Origin of the sequence: Micromonospora sp. WMMD980 (assembly GCF_029626035.1) — a bacterium.
Lineage (GTDB): Bacteria > Actinomycetota > Actinomycetes > Mycobacteriales > Micromonosporaceae > Micromonospora.
On the sequence record NZ_JARUBE010000003.1, the window covers coordinates 6,635,287 to 6,658,521 of the forward strand.

25 protein-coding genes and 1 pseudogene are annotated in these 23,235 nt (G+C 72.1%); 19 read left to right on the top strand and 7 right to left on the bottom strand.

Annotation, left to right across the window (positions count from 1 at the left end; translation table 11 throughout):
* Positions 1 to 7 precede the first annotated feature (7 nt).
* Entirely contained in the window at positions 8 to 1,471 is a 1,464-nt protein-coding gene (locus O7618_RS31400; protein ID WP_278109747.1) for an SDR family oxidoreductase, read from the bottom strand.
* A 35-nt stretch (positions 1,472 to 1,506) separates the two neighbouring features.
* Between O7618_RS31400 and glyA the strand changes: the two genes are divergently transcribed.
* The 14 genes and pseudogenes from glyA to O7618_RS31470 all read left to right on the top strand — a co-directional run bounded on the left by glyA (position 1,507) and on the right by O7618_RS31470 (position 13,682).
* Positions 1,507 to 2,796, top strand: a complete 1,290-nt coding sequence (gene glyA, locus O7618_RS31405; protein ID WP_278109748.1) for a serine hydroxymethyltransferase — start codon at positions 1,507 to 1,509, stop codon at positions 2,794 to 2,796.
* The gene (locus tag O7618_RS31410) at positions 2,789 to 3,220 is read left to right on the top strand and encodes a hypothetical protein (protein ID WP_278109750.1); all 432 of its coding nucleotides are present in this window, start codon (positions 2,789 to 2,791) and stop codon (positions 3,218 to 3,220) included. The genes glyA and O7618_RS31410 overlap by 8 nt, the downstream gene beginning before the upstream one ends.
* Positions 3,221 to 3,394: 174 nt before the next feature.
* The gene (locus tag O7618_RS31415; protein ID WP_181570036.1) at positions 3,395 to 3,631 is read left to right on the top strand and encodes an AtpZ/AtpI family protein; all 237 of its coding nucleotides are present in this window, start codon (positions 3,395 to 3,397) and stop codon (positions 3,629 to 3,631) included.
* A gap of 11 nt (positions 3,632 to 3,642) precedes the next feature.
* Entirely contained in the window at positions 3,643 to 4,440 is a 798-nt protein-coding gene (atpB, locus tag O7618_RS31420) for a F0F1 ATP synthase subunit A (RefSeq protein WP_278109751.1), read from the top strand.
* Positions 4,441 to 4,510: 70 nt separating this feature from the next.
* Positions 4,511 to 4,744, top strand: coding sequence for an ATP synthase F0 subunit C (locus O7618_RS31425; protein WP_091571232.1), 234 nt, complete (start codon positions 4,511 to 4,513; stop codon positions 4,742 to 4,744).
* Positions 4,745 to 4,774: 30 nt separating this feature from the next.
* Positions 4,775 to 5,314 (top strand): F0F1 ATP synthase subunit B, encoded by a 540-nt coding sequence (locus O7618_RS31430; RefSeq protein WP_278109752.1) that lies wholly within the window; start codon positions 4,775 to 4,777, stop codon positions 5,312 to 5,314.
* Positions 5,314 to 6,135, top strand: a complete 822-nt coding sequence (locus O7618_RS31435) for a F0F1 ATP synthase subunit delta (RefSeq protein WP_278109753.1) — start codon at positions 5,314 to 5,316, stop codon at positions 6,133 to 6,135. Before O7618_RS31430 ends, O7618_RS31435 begins: the two co-directional genes overlap by 1 nt.
* A gap of 85 nt (positions 6,136 to 6,220) precedes the next feature.
* Positions 6,221 to 7,873 carry a F0F1 ATP synthase subunit alpha gene (atpA, locus tag O7618_RS31440; protein WP_278109754.1) on the top strand — a complete coding sequence of 551 codons (1,653 nt, stop codon included), beginning with the start codon at positions 6,221 to 6,223 and terminating at the stop codon, positions 7,871 to 7,873.
* Between the two features lie 4 nt (positions 7,874 to 7,877).
* Positions 7,878 to 8,807 (top strand): F0F1 ATP synthase subunit gamma, encoded by a 930-nt coding sequence (locus tag O7618_RS31445; RefSeq protein ID WP_278109755.1) that lies wholly within the window; start codon positions 7,878 to 7,880, stop codon positions 8,805 to 8,807.
* Positions 8,807 to 10,252, top strand: coding sequence for a F0F1 ATP synthase subunit beta (atpD, locus tag O7618_RS31450; protein WP_278109756.1), 1,446 nt, complete (start codon positions 8,807 to 8,809; stop codon positions 10,250 to 10,252). Before O7618_RS31445 ends, atpD begins: the two co-directional genes overlap by 1 nt.
* Positions 10,253 to 10,467: 215 nt before the next feature.
* The gene (locus O7618_RS31455) at positions 10,468 to 11,610 is read left to right on the top strand and encodes an LCP family protein (protein WP_278109757.1); all 1,143 of its coding nucleotides are present in this window, start codon (positions 10,468 to 10,470) and stop codon (positions 11,608 to 11,610) included.
* 109 nt (positions 11,611 to 11,719) lie between these two features.
* On the top strand, positions 11,720 to 11,998 hold the full coding sequence (locus O7618_RS31460) for a F0F1 ATP synthase subunit epsilon (protein ID WP_047893558.1): 279 nt from the start codon (positions 11,720 to 11,722) through the stop codon (positions 11,996 to 11,998).
* Between the two features lie 12 nt (positions 11,999 to 12,010).
* Entirely contained in the window at positions 12,011 to 12,466 is a 456-nt protein-coding gene (locus O7618_RS31465) for a DUF2550 domain-containing protein (RefSeq protein WP_278109758.1), read from the top strand.
* A 663-nt stretch (positions 12,467 to 13,129) separates the two neighbouring features.
* Positions 13,130 to 13,682: pseudogene (locus tag O7618_RS31470) on the top strand (hypothetical protein).
* A 53-nt stretch (positions 13,683 to 13,735) separates the two neighbouring features.
* Here O7618_RS31470 and O7618_RS31475 read toward each other — a convergent pair.
* Positions 13,736 to 14,344 (bottom strand): methyltransferase domain-containing protein, encoded by a 609-nt coding sequence (locus O7618_RS31475; RefSeq protein WP_278109759.1) that lies wholly within the window; start codon positions 14,342 to 14,344, stop codon positions 13,736 to 13,738.
* 129 nt (positions 14,345 to 14,473) lie between these two features.
* On the opposite strand from O7618_RS31475, the gene O7618_RS31480 reads away from it, so the two are divergent.
* From O7618_RS31480 to O7618_RS31490, 3 genes are all read left to right on the top strand, one after another.
* Positions 14,474 to 15,649 carry a histidine kinase gene (locus tag O7618_RS31480; protein WP_278109760.1) on the top strand — a complete coding sequence of 392 codons (1,176 nt, stop codon included), beginning with the start codon at positions 14,474 to 14,476 and terminating at the stop codon, positions 15,647 to 15,649.
* Positions 15,646 to 16,338 (top strand): response regulator transcription factor, encoded by a 693-nt coding sequence (locus tag O7618_RS31485; protein WP_278109761.1) that lies wholly within the window; start codon positions 15,646 to 15,648, stop codon positions 16,336 to 16,338. Before O7618_RS31480 ends, O7618_RS31485 begins: the two co-directional genes overlap by 4 nt.
* Positions 16,339 to 16,418: 80 nt before the next feature.
* Entirely contained in the window at positions 16,419 to 17,144 is a 726-nt protein-coding gene (locus tag O7618_RS31490; RefSeq protein WP_278109762.1) for a DedA family protein, read from the top strand.
* A 136-nt stretch (positions 17,145 to 17,280) separates the two neighbouring features.
* On the opposite strand, the gene O7618_RS31495 is transcribed toward O7618_RS31490, so the two are convergent.
* Together O7618_RS31495 and O7618_RS31500 are read right to left on the bottom strand one after the other, a co-directional pair.
* Positions 17,281 to 17,679, bottom strand: coding sequence for a VOC family protein (locus tag O7618_RS31495; RefSeq protein ID WP_278110223.1), 399 nt, complete (start codon positions 17,677 to 17,679; stop codon positions 17,281 to 17,283).
* Positions 17,676 to 18,248, bottom strand: a complete 573-nt coding sequence (locus O7618_RS31500; protein ID WP_091069145.1) for a cob(I)yrinic acid a,c-diamide adenosyltransferase — start codon at positions 18,246 to 18,248, stop codon at positions 17,676 to 17,678. Before O7618_RS31500 ends, O7618_RS31495 begins: the two co-directional genes overlap by 4 nt.
* Between O7618_RS31500 and murA the strand changes: the two genes are divergently transcribed.
* Both murA and O7618_RS31510 read left to right on the top strand, forming a co-directional pair.
* Positions 18,247 to 19,677 (top strand): UDP-N-acetylglucosamine 1-carboxyvinyltransferase, encoded by a 1,431-nt coding sequence (murA, locus tag O7618_RS31505; protein ID WP_278109763.1) that lies wholly within the window; start codon positions 18,247 to 18,249, stop codon positions 19,675 to 19,677. The two genes, O7618_RS31500 and murA, sit on opposite strands and share 2 nt — an antisense overlap.
* Before the next feature lie 66 nt (positions 19,678 to 19,743).
* A complete protein-coding gene (locus O7618_RS31510; protein WP_278109764.1) occupies positions 19,744 to 20,592 on the top strand; it encodes a 3-hydroxyacyl-CoA dehydrogenase family protein in 849 nt (282 codons plus the stop codon).
* Between the two features lie 28 nt (positions 20,593 to 20,620).
* On the opposite strand, the gene O7618_RS31515 is transcribed toward O7618_RS31510, so the two are convergent.
* The 3 genes from O7618_RS31515 to O7618_RS31525 all read right to left on the bottom strand — a co-directional run bounded on the left by O7618_RS31515 (position 20,621) and on the right by O7618_RS31525 (position 23,203).
* Positions 20,621 to 21,430, bottom strand: a complete 810-nt coding sequence (locus O7618_RS31515; protein ID WP_278109765.1) for an alpha/beta hydrolase-fold protein — start codon at positions 21,428 to 21,430, stop codon at positions 20,621 to 20,623.
* Positions 21,431 to 21,509: 79 nt separating this feature from the next.
* The gene (locus O7618_RS31520) at positions 21,510 to 22,358 is read right to left on the bottom strand and encodes an ABC transporter permease (protein ID WP_278109766.1); all 849 of its coding nucleotides are present in this window, start codon (positions 22,356 to 22,358) and stop codon (positions 21,510 to 21,512) included.
* A complete protein-coding gene (locus tag O7618_RS31525) occupies positions 22,355 to 23,203 on the bottom strand; it encodes an ABC transporter ATP-binding protein (protein WP_278109768.1) in 849 nt (282 codons plus the stop codon). Before O7618_RS31525 ends, O7618_RS31520 begins: the two co-directional genes overlap by 4 nt.
* Positions 23,204 to 23,235 lie beyond the last annotated feature (32 nt).

The following is a 23,235-nucleotide window of genomic DNA, read 5'->3' on the forward strand; positions in this document are numbered from 1 at the left end:
GCCCCTCCTAACCGGTGGTCTGTTCGGCGCCTCGGGCTATGTTGCGGGCCATGCCGCCGAAGACGACGGCGTGGAACGGGGCGACCGAGGCCCAGTAGAGGTGTCCGGGCAGGCCGTGCGGCAGGAAGACGGCGCGCTGGACGTAGCGGCTGCCGCCCTCGGCCGGCTCGGCGCGCATCTCCAGCCAGGCGCGGCCGGGCACCCGCATCTCGGCGCGCAGCCGCAGCAGCTCACCCGGGACGATCTCCTCGACCCGCCAGAAGTCCAGCGCCTCGCCGACCTGGAGCCGGTGCGGGTCGCGCCGGCCCCGGCGCAGCCCCACGCCGCCGACCAGCCGGTCCAGCCAGCCGCGCACCGACCAGGCCAGCGGGAACGAGTACCAGCCGTGCTCGCCGCCGACCCCCTCGATGACCCGCCACAACGCCGCCGGCGGTGCGTCGACGGCCTGTTCCCGCAGGTCGGTGTAGGCGGTGCCGCCGGACCAGTCCGGGTCCGACGGCAGCGGTTCGGCCGGCGCGTCCGGCCCGCTCGCGTTCGACCAGCGCGTCTCCACCTGCGCGTCGCGCACCTTGGTCAGCGCCAGGCCGACCGCCTGGTCGAAGCCGGTCAGCCCCTCCGGCGGGTCGGGCACGTACCGGGCGATGTCGTGCTCGTGCGCCACCGCCTCGTGGATCAGGCTCTCCACCAGCGGCCGGGCGATCGCGTTCGGCACCGGCGTGATCAGGCCGACCCAGTGCGCGGAGAGCCCCGGGGTGAGCGGGCGCACCGGCAGGATGATCCGCGGTCGCAGCCCGGCCACCCGGGCGTAGCGCTGCATCATCTGCGCGAACGTCAGCACGTCCGGGCCGGCGATGTCGAAGCCGCGGTTCACCTCCGGCGGCAGGTGCGCGCAACCGGCCAGGTAGCGCAGCACGTCGCGGACCGCGATCGGCTGGATCCGGTTGCGCACCCAGCGCGGGGTGACCATCGCCGGCAGCCGCTCGGTCAGGTAGCGCAGCATCTCGAACGACGCCGAGCCGGAACCGATGATCACCGCCGCGCGCAGCACCGCCGTCGGCACGCCGCTGTCGAGCAGGATCCGCGCCACCTCCGCCCGGGAGCGCAGGTGCGCCGAGGGCAGGCTCTCCCGTTCCGCCGGCTCCGGCCCACCCAGGTAGACGATCCGGCGTACGCCCGCGGCGCGGGCCGCCTCGGCGAAGTTCGTCGCCGCCTCCCGGTCGGCCGTCTCGAAGCCGCGCTGGCCCAGCGAGTGGACCAGGTAGTAGGCGACGTCCACGCCCTCGAACGCGGCCGGCAACGTCTCCGGCCGGCGCAGGTCGCCCTCGACGATCTCCGCCTCGGCGGCCCAGGGCACGTCGCGCAGCCGCCCGGCCTTGCGGGCCAGGCAGCGCACGTCGTGCCCCTCGGTCAGGAGCCGGGGCGCGAGGCGCCCGCCGATGTAGCCGGTGGCACCGGTGACGAGGCATCTCACGGGCTCCAGTGTGCGGCTCCGTAGACTCCTTCGCTGTGGAGAACGTGAGGGACACCTTCTGGGGGCCGGACTTCGAGCAGCTCAGCACCGTCGACCCGGAGATCGCCGGGGTGGTGCTGGGGGAGCTGGAGCGGCTGCGCGGCGGCCTGCAACTGATCGCCAGCGAGAACCTCACCTCGCCCGCGGTGCTCGCCGCGCTGGGGTCCACGCTCACCAACAAGTACGCCGAGGGCTACCCGGGCCGGCGCTACTACGGCGGGTGCGCCGAGGTGGACCGGGCCGAGGAGCTGGCCGTCGCCCGGGCGAAGGAGCTGTTCGGCGCCGAGCACGCCAACGTCCAGCCGCACTCCGGCGCGAGCGCCAACCTGGCCGCGTACGCGGCGCTGGTGCAGCCCGGCGACACCGTGCTGGCGATGGACCTGCCGCACGGCGGGCACCTGACCCACGGCAGCCGGGTGAACTTCTCCGGCAAGTGGTTCCACCCGGTCGGCTACCCGGTCCGGCCGGACACCGAGACGATCGACTACGACGAGGTCCGTGACCTGGCCCGGGCGCACCGGCCGAAGCTGATCATCTGCGGCGCGACCGCGTACCCCCGGTTGATCGACTTCGCCCGGTTCCGGGAGATCGCCGACGAGGTCGACGCGTACCTGATGGTGGACGCCGCGCACTTCGTCGGCCTGGTGGCCGGCGGCGCGATCCCGTCCCCGGTGCCGCACGCCGACGTGGTCACCGCGACCACGCACAAGGTGCTGCGCGGACCGCGCGGCGGCATGATCCTGTGCCGGGAGTCGCTGGCCGCCCGGATCGACAAGGCGGTCTTCCCGTTCACCCAGGGCGGCCCGCTGATGCACGCGGTCGCCGCCAAGGCGGTCGCGCTGCGCGAGGCCGCGCAGCCCGAGTTCCGCACCTACGCGGCGCAGGTGGTCGCCAACGCCCGGGCGCTCGCCGACGGCCTGGCCGCCGAGGGCCTGCGGCCGGTCTCCGGCGGCACCGACACCCACCTGGCCCTGCTCGACCTGCGGGAGACCGGGGTGACCGGCGCGCAGGCCGAGGCCCGCTGCGATGCCGCCGGGATCACCCTGAACAAGAACGCGATCCCGTACGACCCGCAGCCGCCGATGGTCGCCTCCGGCATCCGGGTGGGCACGCCGAGCGTCACCACGCAGGGCATGCGCGAGGGCGAGATGCGGCGGATCGCGGCGTTGGTCTGCCGGGCGGTGCGGACCGATCCGGAGTCACCCGGCGGCGCCGACGAGCTGGCCCGGGTGGCCGCCGACGTGACCGAGCTGGTCACCGCGTTCCCGGCGTACCCCCGTGGCTGAGTCGGGGACGCGCGCGGCGGAGGCGGTCGCGGACCGCGGCTGGCGACTGCGCCACCTGCCGGTGCTGCTGGCCGCGGTGGCGGTCATGGCGGCGGTGGCGGCGGTGGCCGGCGGGGTGTGGCGCGGCGCGGACGGCGCGCTCGGCGCGGCGGCCGGGGTGGCCGTCACGGCGGCCAGCTACACGCTGACCACTGTGGTGCTGGCCTGGGCCGACGCCCGCGATCCGCAGCTCGTGCTGCCGTTCGGGCTGGGTCTCTACCTCGCCAAGATCACCGCGCTCGGCGGGGTGATGGTGCTGGTCGGCGCGACCGGCTGGCCCGGGTTGATCCCGTTCTGCCTGGGCATCGCCGCCGGCGTGGTGGTCTGGACCGGCGTGCACCTCTGGTGGCTGGCGACCGTCCACGCGCGACGGGTGCGGGGCTGACGCGTCCCACCCTTCGGACGACGCGCCGGAGCGTCCTCGATCGGTCATTCTCTCAGTGGCGGGGGAGGAGTACGGTGCCTCCAGACGACTTCGCCCGCCCGTGTCCCACACAACCAGGTTGTGCGGGGGGTGAGGCACAACCTCTTCTGCTCGACTGATATCGTTCGCCCCGTCATGGCCGGTGACCAGAAACCCCCCAACACTGGCGGCCCGGGCGACGTTCCGTCCGGTGCCGGTCAGGGTTGGACCGCGCTCTCATACCTCATCGGGGGCATGCTCGTCTGGGGTTTCATCGGCTGGTTGGTCGACCGTTGGCTCGATACCGGCGGCGTCGCCACCGGCATCGGGGTCGTGCTCGGCATGGCCGGGGGCATCATCCTGGTCGTCCGCCGGCTGGGCACGCCTACTTAGGAAGGGACGCGGTGTTCGGACAGGCGAACGTCCTGGCTCAGGGCCAGGCGGAATTCCCACCGAGCGTGGGGGACTTCTACCTGCCCAGCATCCTGCCCTGGGGTGCGGAGAACTCGTACTGGTTCACCAAGATCACGGCGATGGTGTGGGTCGCCGTCGGGATCTTGATCATTTTCTTCCTGGTCAGCTACCGGAACCCGCAGCTGGTCCCCACCAAGAAGCAGTGGTTCGCCGAGTCGATCTACGGCTTCGTGCGGAACAACATCGCGGTGGACATGATCGGGCACGCGGGGGTGCGGTTCGCTCCCTACTTCACCACGCTCTTCTGCTTCATCCTGCTGACGAACTTCTTCGCGATCGTGCCGTTCTTCCAGATCTCGCCGAACTCGCACATCGCGTTCCCGGCCTTCCTCGCCGTGATCAGCTACGTGATGTTCAACTACGTCGGCATCCGGCACCACGGCTTCGTGAAGTACTTCAAGAACTCTCTGGTCCCGCCGGCGCCCTGGTTCATCCTGCCGCTGCTGATCCCGATCGAGCTCTTCTCGACCTTCATCGTCCGGCCGTTCTCGCTGGCCGTCCGTCTCTTCGCGAACATGTTCGCCGGCCACATGCTCCTGCTGGTCTTCACGCTCGGCGGGTTCGCCATGATCAGCGCCAACGCCTGGCTGGCGCCGGTGTCGGTGCTGTCCTGGACCATGACGGTCGCGCTGACCTTCCTCGAGTTCCTGGTGATCTGTCTGCAGGCGTACGTCTTCACGGTGCTGACCGCCAGCTACGTGCAGGGCGCCCTCGCCGACGAGCACTGATCCGTTCTTTCGCACCAACCGTTGTCGTCCCGCGTGACCGTCACGCGTGATACCCAGGAGGAACCAACCAATGGACATCTACGCCGCGGTAGAGGGCAGCACCGCCGCCATCGGCTACGGTCTCGCGGCCATCGGCCCGGGCATCGGCGTTGGCCTGGTCTTCTCGGCCTACATCCAGTCGACCGCCCGCCAGCCGGAGTCGTCCCGGATGACCCTTCCCTACGTCTGGATCGGCTTCGCCGTCATCGAGGCGCTGGCGCTGCTGGGCATCGCGTTCGGCTTCATCTGGCAGGGCCAGCTCTAATCCAGCCCCCCTTCGACCGGGAGGTCATCCATGTTCTTCCTCGCCGCTGAGGGTGGTGAGACGACCCACAACCCGATCATCCCCGTCACTGAGGAGATCGTGGTCGGGCTGGTCGCCTTCGGTGTCCTCTGCTTCGTGCTGATGAAGTTCGTCTTCCCGCGCATGGAGCAGACGTTCCAGGCCCGGGTGGACGCGATCGAGGGCGGCATCAAGCGCGCCGAGGCCGCGCAGGCCGAGGCGAACCAGCTCCTCGAGCAATATCGGGCCCAGCTCGCCGAGGCACGCACCGACGCCGCCCGGATCCGCGACGACGCCCGGGCCGACGCCGAGGGCATCCGTCAGGACATCCTCGCCAAGGCGCGCGAGGAGTCCGACCGGGTCATCGCCGCCGGCAAGGAGCAGCTCCAGGCCGAGCGGGCCACCATCGTGCGCGAGCTGCGCACCGAGATGGGCACCATCGCGGTGGACCTGGCCAGCAAGATCGTCGGTGAGTCGCTGGCCGACGAGGCGCGTCGCAAGGGCACCGTCGACCGGTTCCTGAACGGTCTCGAGAGCACGGGGGCCCGCTGATGCAGGCCGCCAGCCGGGAGTCGTACGCCGCCGGGGTCGAGCGCCTCGACGCGTACGTCCGCGGCGCGGAGCCGTCGGCGGTGGCCGCCACCGCCGACGACGTCCTCTCCGTCGCCGCCCTGCTGCGGCGCGAGCCGCGGCTGCGCCGGGCGCTCTCCGACCCGGCCCGCTCCGGCGAGGACCGGTCCGCGCTGCTCACCGGGATCCTGAGCGGCAAGGTCGGCGCGGACGCGCTCGACCTGCTCACCGCGCTGGTCTCGGGCCGCTGGTCGGCACCGTCGGAACTGCTCGACGGCGTCGAGCGGCTGGGTGTGGAGGCGCTCCTGGCGAGCGCCGACTCCGCCGGCGAGCTGGGCGAGGTCGAGGACGAGCTGTTCCGCTTCGGGCAGGTCGTCACCGGCTCCGTCGAGCTGTCCAACGCGCTCTCCGACCCGATGGCCCCGGCCGAGCGGCGGGCCGGCCTCACCGGCGCGCTGCTCGACGGCAAGGCCCGGCCGGTCACCGTCCGACTCGTCGAGGCCGCGCTCGCCGGCTTCGGGGGACGCTCCTTCGTCGGGGCGCTCACCCGGCTGGTCGAGCTGGCGGCCGACCGGCGGGACCGTCAGGTCGCGTACGTGACCGTGGCGGCTCCGCTGACCGACGAGGAGGAGCGACGCCTCGGTGCCCGCCTCACCGAGATGTACGGTCGGGAGGTGTCCGTCAAGCAGACGGTCGACCCCGACGTGCTCGGCGGGGTGCGCGTACGGGTCGGCTCCGACCTGTACGACGGCACCGTCCTGCGCCGCCTCAACGAGACCCGTAACGCGCTCGCGAAGCGCTGACCAGCGTCTTAGCAGCCCTGATTCGACGCCATCGGACCGGTCGGTACTAGGTATCCCGGGCCCCTGAACTTTAAGGAAGCAGAGGATGGCCGAGCTGACCATCTCGACGGAGGAGATCCGCGGCGCCCTGGAGCGCTACGTCTCCTCCTACACGGCCGACGTCTCCCGTGAGGAGGTCGGCACCGTCGCCGACGCCGGCGACGGCATCGCCCACGTCGAGGGTCTCCCCTCGACCATGACCAACGAGCTCCTGGAGTTCGAGGACGGCACGCTCGGCGTGGCGCTGAACCTCGACGTCCGGGAGATCGGTGTCGTCGTCCTCGGTGACTTCGGCGGGATCGAAGAGGGTCAGCGCGTCAAGCGCACCGGCCGGGTGCTCTCCGTGCCGGTCGGTGACGCGTTCCTCGGCCGCGTGGTCAACGCGCTCGGCGAGCCGATCGACGCCATCGGCGACATCGCCAACGAGGGCTACCGCGAGCTGGAGTTGCAGGCCCCGAACGTGATGGCCCGGCAGTCGGTCTCCGAGCCGCTGCAGACCGGCATCAAGGCCGTCGACGCGATGACCCCGATCGGCCGCGGCCAGCGCCAGCTGATCATCGGCGACCGGAAGACCGGCAAGACCACGGTCGCGCTTGACGCCATCCTCAACCAGCGGGACAACTGGCGCTCCGGCGACCCGACGAAGCAGGTCCGCTGCATCTACGTCGCGATCGGCCAGAAGGCCTCCACCATCGCCTCCATCAAGGGGACGCTTGAGGAGGCCGGCGCGATGGAATACACCACCATCGTCGCCTCCCCGGCCTCCGACCCGGCCGGCTTCAAGTACCTCGCGCCCTACACCGGCTCGTCCATCGGCCAGCACTGGATGTACGGCGGCAAGCACGTCCTGATCGTCTTCGACGACCTGAGCAAGCAGGCCGAGGCGTACCGGGCCGTGTCGCTGCTGCTGCGCCGCCCGCCGGGCCGTGAGGCCTACCCGGGTGACGTCTTCTACCTGCACTCCCGCCTGCTGGAGCGCTGCGCGAAGCTCTCCGACGAGCTGGGTGGCGGCTCGATGACCGGCCTGCCGATCATCGAGACCAAGGCGAACGACATCTCGGCGTTCATCCCGACCAACGTCATCTCGATCACCGACGGCCAGATCTTCCTCGAGACCGACCTGTTCAACCAGGGCGTCCGGCCGGCGATCAACGTCGGCACCTCGGTCTCCCGGGTCGGTGGCGCCGCGCAGGTGAAGCCGATGAAGAAGGTCGCCGGTTCGCTGCGGCTCAACCTGGCCCAGTTCCGTGAGCTGGAGGCGTTCGCCGCCTTCGCCTCCGACCTGGACCGCGCCTCGCAGAACCAGCTCAACCGTGGCGCCCGGCTGGTCGAGCTGCTCAAGCAGCCGAACTACTCTCCCTACCCGGTCAACGAGCAGGTCGTCTCCGTGTGGGCCGGCACCGAGGGCAAGCTCGACGACGTCCCGGTCGGCGAGGTCCGCCGCTTCGAGTCGGAGTTCCTCCAGTACCTCCGGCACAAGCACGAGGGCGTGCTGGCCTCGATCGCGGACAACAAGTGGGGCGACGACATCATCTCCTCGCTGGACTCGGCGATCACCGAGTTCAAGCAGGTCTTCCTGGGCAAGGAGGACGAGGTCCGGATCAACGAGGCCCCGGCCGAGCCGCTGGAGGGCGACCAGACCCGCGAGACGGTGACCCGCTTCCGCGACGGCACCACCGACCGCCCGGCCGAGAGCTGATCCGATGGCCGCCCAGGTACGCGTTCTCCGACAGCGGATCCGTTCCGCCAAGGGGATGAAGAAGATCACCAAGGCGATGGAGCTCGTCGCGACGAGCCGTATCGCCAAGGCCCAGGCCAAGGTGGCGGCCTCGCTGCCGTACGCCGAGGCGATCACCGGCGTGCTGACGGCGCTGGCCTCGAACGCGCGGATCGACCACCCGCTGCTCACCTCCCGTGAGCGGGTACGGCGGGCGGGCGTCCTGCTGGTCACGGCCGACCGCGGTCTGGCCGGCGGGTACAGCTCGAACGCGATCCGCACCGCCGAGTCGCTGATCGCCCGGCTGCGCGCCGACGGCAAGGAGCCGGTGCTCTACGTCATCGGCCGCAAGGGCGTGGCGTACTACCGGTTCCGCAACCGCGAGATCGCCGGCAGCTGGACGGGCTTCTCCGAGCAGCCGTCGTTCGACGACGCCCGCGAGGTGGGTGAGACGCTGATCAAGGCGTTCACCGCCGGCGCGGACGACACCGACGGCAACGCCGGCGCGGACGGGATTCTCGGCGTGGACGAGCTGCACATCGTCTACACCGAGTTCAAGTCCCTGATGACGCAGAACCCGGTCACCCGGATCATCGGGCCGATGGAGGTCGAGGACCGGCCGCGGTCCGAGGGTCTGCTGCCGGCGTACGAGTTCGAGCCGGAGCCGGAGTCGTTGCTCGACGCGCTGCTGCCGAAGTACATCAACACGCGGATCTACGCGGCGTTGCTGGAGTCGGCGGCGAGTGAGTCGGCCGCCCGTCGGCGGGCGATGAAGAGCGCCACCGACAACGCCGAAGAGATGATCGAGAAGTACACGCGTGAGATGAACTCGGCCCGTCAGGCCGGGATCACCCAGGAGATCAGTGAGATCGTCGGCGGCGCGAACGCGCTGGCCGCGTCGGGAAGTGAAGTGTGATGACTGTATCCGCAGTTGAGACCAAGACGGCCACGGGTCGCGTGGTCCGGGTCATCGGCCCGGTCGTCGACGCCGAGTTTCCGCGCGACGCCATGCCGGACCTGTTCAACGCCCTGCACGTCGACGTGACGCTCTCCGGTGGTGAGAAGACGCTGACCCTGGAGGTCGCCCAGCACCTGGGTGACAACCTGGTCCGCGCCATCTCGATGCAGCCGACCGACGGCCTGGTCCGGGGCGCCGACGTCCGCGACACCGGTGCGCCGATCAGCGTGCCGGTGGGCGACGCGGTCAAGGGCCACGTGTTCAACGCGATCGGGGAGTGCCTCAACCTCGCCGAGGGCGAGACCATCCAGGCCGACGACCGGTGGGGCATCCACCGCAAGGCCCCGGCCTTCGCCGACCTGGAGCCGAAGACCGAGATGCTGGAGACCGGCATCAAGGTGATCGACCTGCTCGCCCCGTACGTCAAGGGCGGCAAGATCGGCCTGTTCGGCGGCGCGGGCGTGGGCAAGACGGTGCTCATCCAGGAGATGATCACCCGGGTGGCCCGGAACTTCGGTGGTACCTCGGTCTTCGCCGGCGTGGGTGAGCGCACCCGCGAGGGCAACGACCTCATCGCCGAGATGACCGAGTCCGGCGTCATCGACAAGACCGCGCTGGTCTACGGCCAGATGGACGAGCCGCCGGGCACCCGCCTGCGGGTCGCGCTCTCCGCGCTCACCATGGCGGAATACTTCCGCGACGTGAAGAAGCAGGAGGTGCTGCTCTTCATCGACAACATCTTCCGCTTCACCCAGGCCGGCTCCGAGGTCTCCACGCTGCTCGGCCGCATGCCGAGCGCCGTGGGTTACCAGCCGACCCTGGCCGACGAGATGGGCGAGCTCCAGGAGCGGATCACCTCCGTCCGGGGCCAGGCCATCACCTCGATGCAGGCGATCTACGTGCCCGCCGACGACTACACCGACCCGGCGCCGGCCACCACGTTCGCCCACCTCGACGCGACCACCAACCTGGAGCGGTCGATCTCCGACAAGGGCATCTACCCGGCCGTGGACCCGCTGGCGTCCTCGTCCCGGATCCTCGCCCCGGAGTTCGTCGGCGAGGACCACTTCGCCGTCGCCACCGAGGTGAAGCGGATCCTGCAGCGCTACAAGGACCTGCAGGACATCATCGCCATCCTGGGCATCGAGGAGCTCTCCGAGGAGGACAAGCTCACCGTCGGCCGCGCCCGCCGGATCGAGCGGTTCCTCTCGCAGAACACCTACGCCGCGGAGCAGTTCACCGGCGTCCCCGGCTCGACGGTCCCGATCTCGGAGACCATCGACGCCTTCCGCCGGATCAGCGAGGGGGAGTTCGACCACTTCCCGGAGCAGGCGTTCTTCATGTGCGGCGGCCTGGAGGACCTCAAGGCCAAGGCCGAGGAGCTGATGGGCGAGGAGGGCTGAGACCCCGCTCACACCACGAAGGCCGCCCCGACATCTCGTCGGGGCGGCCTTCGCCTGTTCCGGGCCGCCCACGTACCGGACGCCCGGTTCGCCGGCAGGCGGTTCGACAGCCGGCGCGGTACCGTTCGTGACACGATTTCGCATCGCGACCGTTGATCTCTGCAACGGAACGGACCCCCGCGGCCGTCTCTTCTTCGTGGGCGCGACGATTGGAGATGCTCGTGGGTAAGGGCGGCACGGATCGCGGCAAGCGGTCCATGTGGCGTGGCGTGCCCCGGTGGGCCCGGGTCTGCACCATCCTCGGCATCGTCATGGTGGTGCTCAGCGGCTCGGTGCTGGTGGGCTACCACACGCTCGTCGCGCGCTACGAGGGAGCGGTCGGCAAGGGCGACCTCTTCGGCGACCAGGCCGCCGGCGCCACCGAGAAGAAGAGCGACATCAAGGGACCGCTCAACATCCTGCTGGTCGGCATCGACCCCCGCAACCCGAGGACCCGGCCGCTCTCCGACTCGATCATGATTCTGCACGTGCCGGCCGGCATGGACCGCGCCTATCTCTTCTCGCTCCCGCGTGACCTGCGGGTCGAGATCCCGGCCTTTCCCAAGGCCGACTACCGCGGCGGGACCGACCGGATCAACGCCGCCATGTCGCACGGCAGCAACGTGCCGGGCAAGGACCCGAGCGCCGCCCAGGGCTTCGAGCTGCTCGCCAGGACGGTCCAGGGGGTCACCGGCATCAAGCGTTTCGACGCCGGCGCGATCATCAACTTCAGCGGGTTCAAGAAGATCGTCGACGCCATGGGCGGCGTCGACATGTACATCGAGCGCGATGTGAAGTCCGAACACCTCAAGCCGGACGGCACGGCGCGCCAGCTCCGGCCCGGGGGCGGGGGCTACCTCGGCCCACAGGCCCGCTACGAGAAGGGCAACGCCCACCTCAACGGCTGGCAGGCGCTGGACTATGTCCGGCAGCGCTACCCGAAGAACGGCGTGCCGGACGCGGACTACGGCCGGCAGCGGCACCAGCAGCAGTTCGTCAAGGCGATGGTGAGTCAGGCGTTCAGCGCGGACGTGGTGACCAACCCGGTCAAGCTGGACCGGGTGCTGCGCGCGGCCGGGCAGTCGCTGATCTTCAACGGCCGGGGCAACAGCGTTGTCGACTTCGGGCTCGCGCTGAAGGACATCCGTCCCGACGCGATCGAGACGATCAAGTTGCCGGGCGCGCCGATCGGTCAGGGCAGCGCCTACCGGGGCGAGGAACTGCTCGCCCCGTCCGACGACTTCTTCGCCGCGCTGCGCTCCGACCAGTTGGACGGCTTCCTGCTGGAGCACCCCGACTTCAAGCAGAAGACCCAGTAGCCTGAGCGAGGTGCGGGACGTCGTGGTCCGGCTCTCACCACCCGCCTTGGGTGGGCGACGAGCGCGCGACTAGACTTTCGGCAATCCGCCGCCGCAGCAAGGAGACAGCGTGGCACAGCAGCTTCACGTCGAGCTCGTAGCCGTCGAGGAGAAGGTCTGGACCGGTGAGGCCGAGATGGTCGTCGCCCGGACGACCGAGGGTGAGCTCGGTGTGCTGCCGGGGCACGCGCCGTTGCTCGGCCAGCTCGCGGAGCCCAGCCAGGTCCGCATCAAGCAGGCCGGCGGGCAGCAGGTCGCCTACGACGTCGCCGGCGGCTTCCTGTCGGTGACCGGCGAGGGCGTGACCGTCCTGGCCGAGAGCGCCACCCCGGCCACTCCGGCCCGCTGAGCCGACCCGCCGATGGAGATCGTGGAAGGGATCGGAATCGGCGTCGCGGTCGTCCTCGTCGCGCTCCTGATCCTCTTCATCCGGCGGGCCCTGTTCACCCGTAGCGGGGGCATCATCCGGCTGAGCGTTCGGGTGACCACCATGCTCGACGGGCGCGGCTGGTCGCCCGGCTTCGGTCGCTTCGCCGGCGACCAGCTCCGCTGGTACCGCATGTTCAGCTTCGCGTTGCGCCCCAAGCGGGTCCTCTCCCGCAAGGGGCTGGCCGTGGAGCGTCGGCGGCTGCCCGAGGGGCAGGAGCGCCTGTCCATGCCGGCCGACTGGGTGATCCTGCGCTGCACCAGCGACCATGCTCCGGTCGAGATCGCCATGGCGCGGTCCACGGTGACCGGCTTCCTCTCCTGGCTCGAGGCCGCCCCTCCGGGGGCGGTCTCGCCGCGTATGGCCTCCCAGGACTGGCCCGCCGCCTGACCCCCCTCGCGTCGATCGGGTAGTTGCCGCCCCGCCGCACCCCAACGGGCCCGGCCTCTCGCACCTGCAAGACCGGCGATGCGGGGCTGGTCCGCTCGGCGGGGATCTACCGGTTCCGGCCACTCGGCGGCGGGAGCCCGCGGAGCTTGACACCCCAGGATGTTCCAGTCACGCCTCGACGCGCTGGTGGGGTGGAACGCGGTGGGTGTCAGCCAGGAACTGTGACACCCATGGCGCTCCAGTGATGCCTCGGTGGGCCGGTGGGTGGAACGTGGTGGGTGTCTCCGGGGCTGGGATGCACCCATGGTGTGCCACTCGGCGGGCCGGACCGGGCGGGGTGGTGCGGTGGTATCTGCCTGGCTGGGTGGGATGTCTGGTTCGGTGGTGGTGGGTGGCACGCTGGCGGCGGAATCGTCGGCGGGGGCGGGGCGTTGTAACCGGGTGAACGACCGAGGAAGGCAAGCGCACCCCGCGCCAGCCGACCCGCAGGCCCCCGGGAATGACGGTGGCCGCCCGGTCGTTACACACACTCCCGGCACCGCGACGAGCCCCCCGCGCTCCGCGAGCACGCCGGAACCCTCCTTGATCTTATGAGCGCCTGACGGTGCCCACACCCCGCGTCCCCCGCGGAGGGTGTGTTGACCCCCGAATGGAGCCCCCCTCATGAACACGATCCTGCGGAAGAGCATTCTGGGTGTTGCTGGTCTGGCCTTCACCGGTGGTGTGTTCGCCGGTCCGATCGCCGCCCACGCCGACACCCCCGCCCACGCCGCCGCCAAGCCGGTGACGGCCGCGGCGGTGCAGGGTGAGCAGTCCACCATCGGCCTGAACGACGAGCAGACCGCTAACGTCAAGGCGATCATCGCGGCGACGAAGAAGGCCGGGCTGCCCGAGCGGGGCCGCGGTCGTCTCGATCGCCACCGCCCTGCAGGAGTCGAAGCTGGAGAACCTCGGCCACCTCGGCGACCGCAATGACCACGACTCGCTGGGCCTGTTCCAGCAGCGCCCGTCGAGCGGGTGGGGCAGCCCGGAGCAGATCACCGACCCCGAGTACTCCACCCTGGCTTTCCTCAAGGGGCTGAAGCAGGTCGACGGCTGGCAGGACATGCCCCTCACCCAGGCCGCCCAGACCGTCCAGGTCAGCGCGTACCCGGACGCCTACGCGCAGTGGGAGAAGCAGGCCACCGACCTCGTCAACCAGCACTGGACCAAGTAAGCAGCACCACGAAGGCCGGCACCCCGAACCACGGGGTGCCGGCCTTCAGCGGCTCACCGGCCGGCGACAGTGGTAGACCAGGGCCGGCGGCAGTGGTAGACCAGGGCCGGCGGCAGGTTGGCCCAGACCGTCCGCCCGATCGTCACCTCCTCGAACGACCCGTTCAGCAGTCGCCGGAAGCGGCGGGCGGGCCGGGTCGTCGACGCGTGCCGGTACGCGAATGTGGTGAACGCCCCGCCCGGCCGGAGCGACCGCAGCACCGCGTCGAGGACGGCGATCTGCCGCCCGCCGCCGAACGCCGCCCAGGGCAGTCCGCTCACCACGACGTCGGCGGGCGGCAGGTGCCGGTCGGCGAGCACCCGGTCGAGGGTCGCGGCGTCGGCGCGTACCACGTCCACGGCCGGGTGCCGGCGGGCCAGGGCGGCGGCGAAGGTCGGGTTGAGTTCGACCGCCAGGTGGTGCCCGCGTCCGGCCAGCCGCCGCTGGACGGCCCGGGTGAACGCGCCGGTGCCGGGGCCGAGTTCCACCACCAGCGGATGCCCGGTGCGGGGCACGGCGGCGGTGATGTCTCGGGCGAGGACCGTTCCGCTGGGCAGCACCGCGTCGGTGGCGAACGGGTGGCGGGCGAACTGGCCGAGGAAGGCGGGAGCGTCGCTGATCACGTCCATCGACGCTAGGCGGGCGGCGGCCGCGCGGATCTCGTGCGGCGAGCCGGTACACCGGCCAGTCGGAGGAGGGGCACCGGCTTGAGGGAGGGTCGTCCGGTCCGCCCGGATCCGTATGGTGGCCGGGTGGGCAGCGGGCGGTGGATTCGGTGGCCCGAGCTGCTGCTCGGGTTCGGCACGGCCGCCCTGGGGTTGATCGGCACCCGCATCGTCATCCCCGGCATTCCCCGCGAGACGTGGGCCGGGGTCTTCGCGGTGCTCGCCGGCCTCGCGCTGGTGGGTGTGCGGCGGTGGCCGTGGCCAGTGCTGCTGTTCACGTCGGCGGTGCTGATCGTTGCCGACGCGGTGACGGTGACCGGCGCGGACACCGCCCAGTTCGCCGCCGCGGTCGCGTTGGGCTACGTCGCGTACCGGTCGGGCTGGGTCGGCACCGCCGTCGGGTACGTGTTGCTTCTGACGGCGACGCTGCTCAACGTGATCGACCCGGGCAACACGGAGGTCCTGCGCGGTGGTGTCGGGGTGCTGCGGGCGGTGATGCTCGCCGGGGTCGCCGCCGCGCCGGTGGCCTTCGGCCGCTACCTCGGCGGGGTACGTCAGGCCGCGGCCGCGGCCGAGGAGCGGGCCCGGGAGGCGGAGGAGCGACGCGCGGCCGAGGCGCGGATGGTGCGGCTGACCGAGCGGACCGCCATCGCCCGGGACCTGCACGACATCGTCGCCCACCACGTCGCGGCGATCGCCCTGCGCGCCGGCGCGGCCCGGTACGCGGTGCAGCACACCGGGCGCCCCGAGGAGGCGGTGCTGGCGCTCGGGGAGCTGCGGGACACCGCCGGGCAGGTGCTGGACGAGCTGCGCGACCTGTTGGAGGTGCTCCGCGACCCGGACGCGGTGGACCCGGCGGAGTCGCAGGTCGAGCCGGAGCAGGTGATCCGGGACGCGGCCCGCCGGGTCCGGGAGGCCGGGCTGGCGGTGCAGGTGCGCATGCCGGGGGCGCTGCACCGGGTGCCGTTGGTGGTCGGGACCACGGCGGCCCGGGTGGTCCAGGAGGCGTTGACCAACAGCCTGAAGCACGCCGGGCCGGGCACGATCGTCTCGGTCGACGTCGAGGTGGCCGGCGGCGCCCTGCTGGTCGAGGTGCTGGACAGCGGCCCGGCCCGCCCGCGTACCCGGTTGCCCGCCTCCGGACACGGTCTGCGGGGGATGCGGGAGCGGGTCGGCCTGCTGGGTGGCACGCTCGTCGCGGGCGCCACCGACGGAGGCGGCTGGCGGGTGCGGGTTCGGCTGCCGATCAGGGAGAACGAATGATCAGGGTGCTGGTGGTCGACGACCAGGCGCTCGTCCGGGCCGGGGTGGCCCTGGTGCTGCGGACGGCGGGTGGGTTCGAGGTGGTGGGCGAGGCGGGCGACGGCCACGAGGCGGTCCGGCTCGCCGAGCGGCTGCGGCCGGACGTGATCCTGATGGACCTGCGGATGCCCCGGCTGGACGGCATCGAGGCGACCCGGCGGATCCTGCGGCAGCAACCGGCGGCCCGGGTGCTGGTGCTGACCACGTTCGCCGACGACGTCAACGTCTACGGCGCGCTGGGCGCCGGCGCCCAGGGCTACCTGGTGAAGGATGGCGCTCCCGAGGAGTTGGTGGACGCCGTGCGGCGGGCGGCCCGGGGTGAGCCGCTGCTCGCGCCGTCGGTGCTGGCGCGCGTGCTGCGCCGGGCGCTGACCGCCCACGACCGGGACCGGGCCACCGACCCGGCCGCCGCCGGGCTCGGTCAGCTCAGCCCGCGCGAGCGGGAGGTGCTGGCGCTGGTCGGCGCGGGCCTGTCGAACGCCGAGATCGGGGCCCGGCTGCACCTCGGGGTGACCACCGTCAAGACGCACGTCTCGGCCGCCATGGAGAAGCTGGAACTGCGCAACCGGGTCCAGGCCGCGGTGGTGGCGCACCGGCTCGGCCTGGTCGACGACGGGTTCAACCCGGTGCCGGGTCCGGGGGGACCCTAGGGCGGCGGGCGGCCACTCGGAGGACCCGCCCCGGCCACGGGCAGGACGTCACCGTCCCGCCCGGGCGCGACGCTGGGAGCATGACCTTCCTGGACTCCGTGGTGGACCGGCTCGACGCGCTGCCGCCGAACCTCGTGCTGCTGGTCGCGGCGGTGCTGGCCGGCGAGGTGGGGCTGCTGGTCGGCGTGGTGCTGCCGGCGGCGACCACCATGCTGACGGTCGGGTTGCTGGCCCGCGCCGGCCACGTCGACCTGGGAGTCGCACTGGCGGTGACGACCGCAGCCGCGTTCGTCGGCGACCAGTTCGGCTACCTGGAGGGGCGGCTGCTGGGTCCCCGGCTCCGCCGGGGGGCGTTGGGCCGGTGGGTGGGGGAGCGGCGCTGGCAGTGGGCCGAGGACCTGGTCGCCGCCCGCGGCGGGACCGCGGTGCTGCTCGGCCGCTGGACCGCGTTCGCCCGCACGCTGGTGCCCCGGGTGGCCGGCGCGGCCGGGCTGCCGTACCGCCGGTTCGTGCTCGCCGACGGCGCGGCGGTGGCGGTCTGGGTGCCCGGCACGGTGCTGGTCGGCTGGGCCGCCGGCGGCCTGCCGTCCGGGCTGCCGGCCGCCGCCGGGGTGGCGGTGGTGGCGGCGGTCGCCCTCGCGGCCGGGTTCCGGCGCCTCCGGGTACGCCGACGGCGCGCCGCCCGCCGGGCCTGCGCGGGTCCGGTCCCGGCCCGCCTCCGGCCGGTCCGTCGCCCGGCCGGTGCGCGACGCCCGGGCGAGGGCCGGACCGCCCCCGTCCGGCGCGGCGCGGCCGACCGGTGCTGACCCCGCGTCTCAGCCGGCACCGGCGGCACCGGTCGAACGACCGGAGCAGGTCGGCCGGGGTCAGCACCGGTCGAACGACCGAGACAGGTCGGCCGGCTGCCCGGCACGGCCGGAGGCGGCTGCCCCCGACCGCCGCTCAGCCGGTCTCGGCAACCAGTTCGACCTCGTACCCCTGGTTGTCGGTGAGATAGGCGGCGTAGCTGTCCGGGCCGCCGGCGTGCGGGTGCCGGTCGCCGAAGAGCAGCGCCCAGCCGTGCGCCGGGGCGGCGGCGGTCAGGCGGTCGACGGCGGCCGGTGGACCGGCGTGGAAGGCCAGGTGGTTGAGGCCCGGCGCGCACCGGTCGTGGGCCCGGCCGGTGAGCGCCGGCGACTCCTCCAGCACCAGGTAGGTGGGCCCGTGCCGCCAGGAGACGCCGGCCGGCCAGTCCTGGTACGGCGTCCAGCCCAACTCGCCGAGAAGCCAGCCCCAGGCACGTCTGGCCGCCGCCAGGTCGGGTACCCACACCTCCACGTGGTGCAGGCCGCCGACGGTCAGCGCTTACCGCCCGGCACCCATAGCACATCTCCACCGGGATTGGCCGTTCTTGACAGGATGAAGAGCAGGTCGGAGAGCCGGTTGAGATACTTCGCCGGGAGGGTGCTGGTCCGATCGGGGTCGTGGGTGACCAGCGCCCATGCCGCACGCTCGGCGCGCCGGGCGGTCGTCCGTGCCACGTGCAGCAGTGCCGCGCCCGCGGTGCCGCCGGGGAGGATGAAGGAGTCGAGCTTGCTCAGGCGCGCGTTGAACTCGTCGCACCAGCCTTCCAGGCGCTCGACGTACTCCTCGGTGACCCGCAGCGGCGGATACTTCGGGTCCGGCTCCACCGGCGTCGCCAGGTCCGCGCCGACGTCGAACATGTCGTTCTGCACGGATTCCAGCACGGTCCGCAGCTCGTCGGGGAGCTGCCCGAGGGCGAGCGCCACGCCGATCGAGGCGTTGCACTCGTCCACGTCCGCGTACGCGGCGATCCGCGGATCGGTCTTCGGCACCTGCTCGTTGTTGCTCAGCCTGGTCATGCCGGCGTCGCCGGCCTTGGTGTAGATGCGCGTGAGGTGGACGGCCATGACGCACAGCCTACGGATACCGGACCTGACCATCCCGGTGCGGCCGGACCGGCCGACCGCGGTGGGGCCGGGTGACGCCGGCGACCCGGCGCTCAGCGACGTCGACGTCATCCGGGTGGGCGGGAACGCCCGGCTGGCCGGCACGGTGCACGTGGTGGGCGCGAAGAACTCGGCGTTGAAGCTGATGGCCGCCGCGCTGCTCGCGCCCGGCCGCAGCGTGATCACCAACGTGCCCCGGATCACCGACATCGCGATCATGGGCGAGGTGCTGCGGCGGCTCGGCTGCGGCGTCCGCTTCGGCCCGGACGACCCGGTCGATCCGATGGTTGCCGGCGGCGGCCGGGAACGGTCCCGCTCGGTCGTCATCGACGTGCCGGAGCGGCCCGGCGCGGAGGCCGACTACGACCTGGTCCGTCGGCTGCGCGCGTCGATCTGCGTGCTCGGCCCGCTGCTGGCCCGGCGCGGCCACGTGCGGGTGGCCCACCCGGGCGGCGACGCGATTGGCTCGCGCGGCCTGGACATGCACATCGCCGGGCTGGCCCGGATGGGCGCGGAGATCTCCGGCGAGCACGGCTTCGTCATCGCCGAGGCACCCGACGGCCTGCACGGCGCGGACATCGTGCTGGATTTCCCGAGCGTCGGCGCGACCGAGAACCTGGTGATGGCGGCGGTGCTGGCCCGCGGCGGCACGACCATCGACAACGCGGCCCGGGAACCGGAGATCGTCGACATCTGCGCCATGCTGAGCCGGATGGGCGCGCGGATCTCCGGCGCCGGCACCTCGACCCTGCACATCGTCGGCGTGCCGGAGCTGCACCCGGTCCGGCACGCCACGGTGGGCGACCGGATCGTCGCCGGCACCTGGGCGTTCGCCGCGGCGATGACCCGGGGCGACGTGACAGTGACCGGCCTCGACCCGGCCTACCTGGAGGTCGCGCTGGACAAGCTGGTCTCGGCCGGCGGCCTGGTGGAGACCCGCGGCGACGCCTTCCGGGTACGGATGGACGACCGGCCGGCGGCCGTCGACGTGGTGACGCTGCCCTACCCGGGCTTCGCCACCGACCTGCTGCCGATGGCGATCGGGCTGGCCGCGGTCAGCGACGGCGGCTCCCTGATCACCGAGAACATCTTCGACGGCCGGTTCATGTTCGCCAACGAGATGATGCGGCTCGGCGCGGAGATCCGTACCGACGGTCACCACGCGCTGGTGTGCGGGCGGGAGCGGCTCTCCGGCGCCCCGGTGCGCGCCACCGACATCCGGGCCGGCGCGGGCCTGATCATCGCCGGGCTCTGCGCCGACGGCGTCACCGAGGTCTCGCACGTGCACCACGTCGACCGGGGCTACCCGGACTTCGTCGCGGACCTGCGGGCGCTCGGCGTCGAGGTGGAGCGGGGCACCGCGCCGGAGGAACCCGACCTGGCCATCTGACGGTCCTTATCCCTCGTTAAGTAGGGTTCTCCAGGACAGTCGAGAACAGGGGCGAGGGAGAAGCAGATGGCGGGTCGACTCGCGGTCGTCGGTGCCGGGCTGATGGGCTCGGGCATCGCCCAGGTGGCGGCGCAGGCGGGCTGGCAGGTGACGCTGCGCGACGTCGACGACGCGGCCACCGGGCGGGGCGTCGACGGCATCCGGAAGTCGCTGGCGAAGTTCGCCGAGAAGGGGAAGATCGAGGAGTCCGACGTCGAGGCGACGCTGGCCCGGATCACCCCGACGACCGAGCTGGAGGCGGCGGCGGACGCGGACATCGTGGTCGAGGCGGTCTTCGAGAAGATCGAGATCAAGCACGAGGTGTTCCGCGCGCTGGACAAGATCTGCAAGGCGGACGCGGTGCTGGCCACCAACACCTCGGCCATCCCGGTCACCCAGATCGCCACCGCCACGCAGCGGCCGGAGTCGGTGGTCGGCACCCACTTCTTCTCGCCGGTGCCGATGATGAAGCTCTGCGAGCTGGTCCGGGGCTACAAGACCAGCGACGCGACGATGGACACCGTCCGCGCGTTCGCCGAGGAGATCGGCAAGACCGTCGTGGTGGTCAACCGGGACATCGCCGGTTTCGTCACCACCCGGCTGATCTGCGCGCTGGCGATGGAGGCGGTCAAGCTGGTCGAGTCCGGCGTGATCTCCGCCGAGGACCTGGACACCGCCTGCAAGCTGGGCTTCGGGCACGCCATGGGCCCGCTGGCCACTGTCGACCTGACCGGCGTGGACGTGCTGCTCAACGCCACCCGCAACATCTACACCGACACCGCCGACGAGAAGTTCTTCCCGCCGGAGCTGCTCCAGCGCATGGCCACCGCCGGCGACCTGGGCCGCAAGACCGGGCAGGGCTTCTACTCGTACTGACCGTGCCGACCGCCCCGCCCTGGACGGCTCACGTCCGGGGCGGGGTGAGCGCGGCGCCGAGCAGCGCGAACGCGTCCGGGATGACGGTGCCCCAGTAGCCGAAGTTGTGCCGCCCGTCGGCCCAGGCGGCGCGTACCGGGCGTTCCGGCAGCACCCGGGCCAGCGCACGCACGTCCTTCAGGAAGTTGTCCTGCCGGCCGCACCACAGTCCGACCGGGGTCCCGCGCAGCTCGTCCACGCCGGTGAAGACCGCGTCGCCGGGGGTCACCGCGGGGGAGAAGGCCGCGGCCATCCGCAGCCACGTCGGGTACGCCTCGGCGAGCAGCAGCGCGCCGAAGCCCCCCATCGACCAGCCCCACACGGCAAGCCGGCTGCTGTCGAAGCCGCGTCGGGCGCACCAGGCGGGCACCTCCTCGCGCACCATCCGTTGCGGGTCGTCGTCACCGGACCGGCGCCAGGAGAGCCGGCCACCGGTCGCGCCGGCGAGCGCGAACGGCGGGGCGCCGCGGCGTACCGCGTCGGTGAGGAAGCGGGCGAAGCCGAACCGGCCGAAGTCGCGCGGGGTGGCCGAGGCGCCGTGCAGGACCAGGCAGACCGGTAGGCCGCGACCGTCGCCGTAGCCGTCGGGAACGGCGGTCCAGAAGTCCACCTCCCGGCCCCGGGCGCCGGAGGCGATGCGGGTCAGCCGCTCGTCCCCGGCCGGCGCGTCCGGCAGGGCCGGGGCCGGCCCGGGGCGAGGCGCGGACAGTTGCCGAGCGGCCAGACCGCCGACCAACCCGGCGCCGACGATCGCGCCCCCGGCGGTCAGCAGGGTGCGCCGGCTCAACGTGCGTGCCATGCCGGCGAGTGTGCCACCTGAGTGTGAGAAGGGGCCCCTTCTATCCGCCAGGCGTTAACAGGGGGCCCCTCCTTACACCTCAGCCGTCGCGGCGGGTGGTCCAGCGGAAGGTGGTCAGGCAGAGGATCAGGCCGATCACGCACCACAGGCCGAGCACCAGCGCCACCTTGCCCAGCTCGAACGAGCCGCCCGGCTCCTGGGCGCCGAAGCTGTCCGGCAGGAAGACCGAGCGCAGCCCCTGGCACATCCACTTGAGCGGGAAGAGCGCGGCGACCTGCTGCATCCAGGTGGGCAGGCTGGTGAAGACGAAGAACACGCCGGAGATGAACTGGAGCACCAGCGCGACCGGGGTGACCACGGCCGAGCCGCTGCGGGCGGTGCGGGCCAGCGACGAGATGGCGATGCCGCAGAGCGTGCACGCGGTGACGCCGAGAACCGCGACCCAGCCGAACGTCAGCCACGTGGCGGCGGTCTGCGGCAGGTCCAGGTCGAACAGCGCGACCGAGACGGCGAGCAGGAGCGCGGTCTCGGCGATTCCGATGACCACCACCATGATCACCTTGCCGGCGAACCAGACCCACTTCGGCATCGGCGTGCCCCGGTAGCGCTTGAGCACGCCCCGGTCCCGCTCGATCGGGATCCAGATGCCGAGGTTCTGGAAGCTCACCGTCATCAGGCCGGTGGCGATCATGCCGGTGATGAAGTATTGCGTGTAGCTGACGCCGGGGGCGATCTCGTCGCTGAAGATCGCCGCGAAGATCAGGATCATGATGATCGGGAAGCCCATCGTGAACACGACGGACTCCCGGCTGCGCAGGAACTGGGTGATCTCCAGCCGGCCCTGGCGCAGGGCCAGCGCGCCCGGGCCGAGCCGCCGGGCCGGCGCGGCGGCGGCGATCGGGGCCGCCGGCTTCGTCGTGGTGCTCATGGGTGTCCGATCATTCGCAGGTAGACGTCTTCCAGGGTCGGCCGGCTCACCGCGAGGCCGGGAACCTCGCCGCCGAAGCGCGCGGCCAGCTCGGCCACCAGCGCCGTCGGCGTCGCGGTCTCCGCCGACTCCGCCAGCCCGTCCGGGGTACGCCAGGAGACGGTCGCCAGCGCCTCCTGCCGGTTGCCGAGCCGGTTCGGCGGCGCCACCTCCACCACCCGGCCGGCCGCGATCACGCCGACCCGGTCGGCGAGCGCCTCGGCCTCGTCGAGGTAGTGGGTGGTGAGCACGATCGTGGTGCCGGCGGCGGAGAGGTCCCGGATCAGCTCCCAGAACTCGCGCCGGGCCTCCGGGTCGAAGCCGGTGGTCGGCTCGTCGAGGAAGAGCAGTTCGGGGCGGCCGATGATGCCCAGCGCCACGTCCAGGCGGCGCTTCTGCCCGCCGGAGAGCGTGTGCGTACGGGCCTTGGCCTTGGCGCCCAGCCCGACCCGCTCGACGACCTTGGCCGGGTCGTCGGCGTCCGGATAGAAGCCGGAGAAGTGCCGGACCACCTCGCCGACGGTCAGCTCGTCGAACTCGCCGGTGCCCTGGAGCACGATGCCGACCCTTGAGCGCCAGTCGGCGTCCGGCTTGGCCGGGTCGACGCTCAGCACCCGGACCTCGCCGGCGTCGCGGTGGCGGTAGCCCTCCAGGATCTCCACGGTGGTGGTCTTGCCCGCGCCGTTCGGGCCGAGCAGGGCGAACACCTCGCCCCGGTGGACGTCCAGGTCCACCCCGGCCACCGCGACGTTGTCGCCGTACGTCTTACGCAGTCCCCGAACGGAGATCGCGAGCTGCTGGTCCATGCCTCAAGTGTGCGTCCTGCCGTTACCCGCTG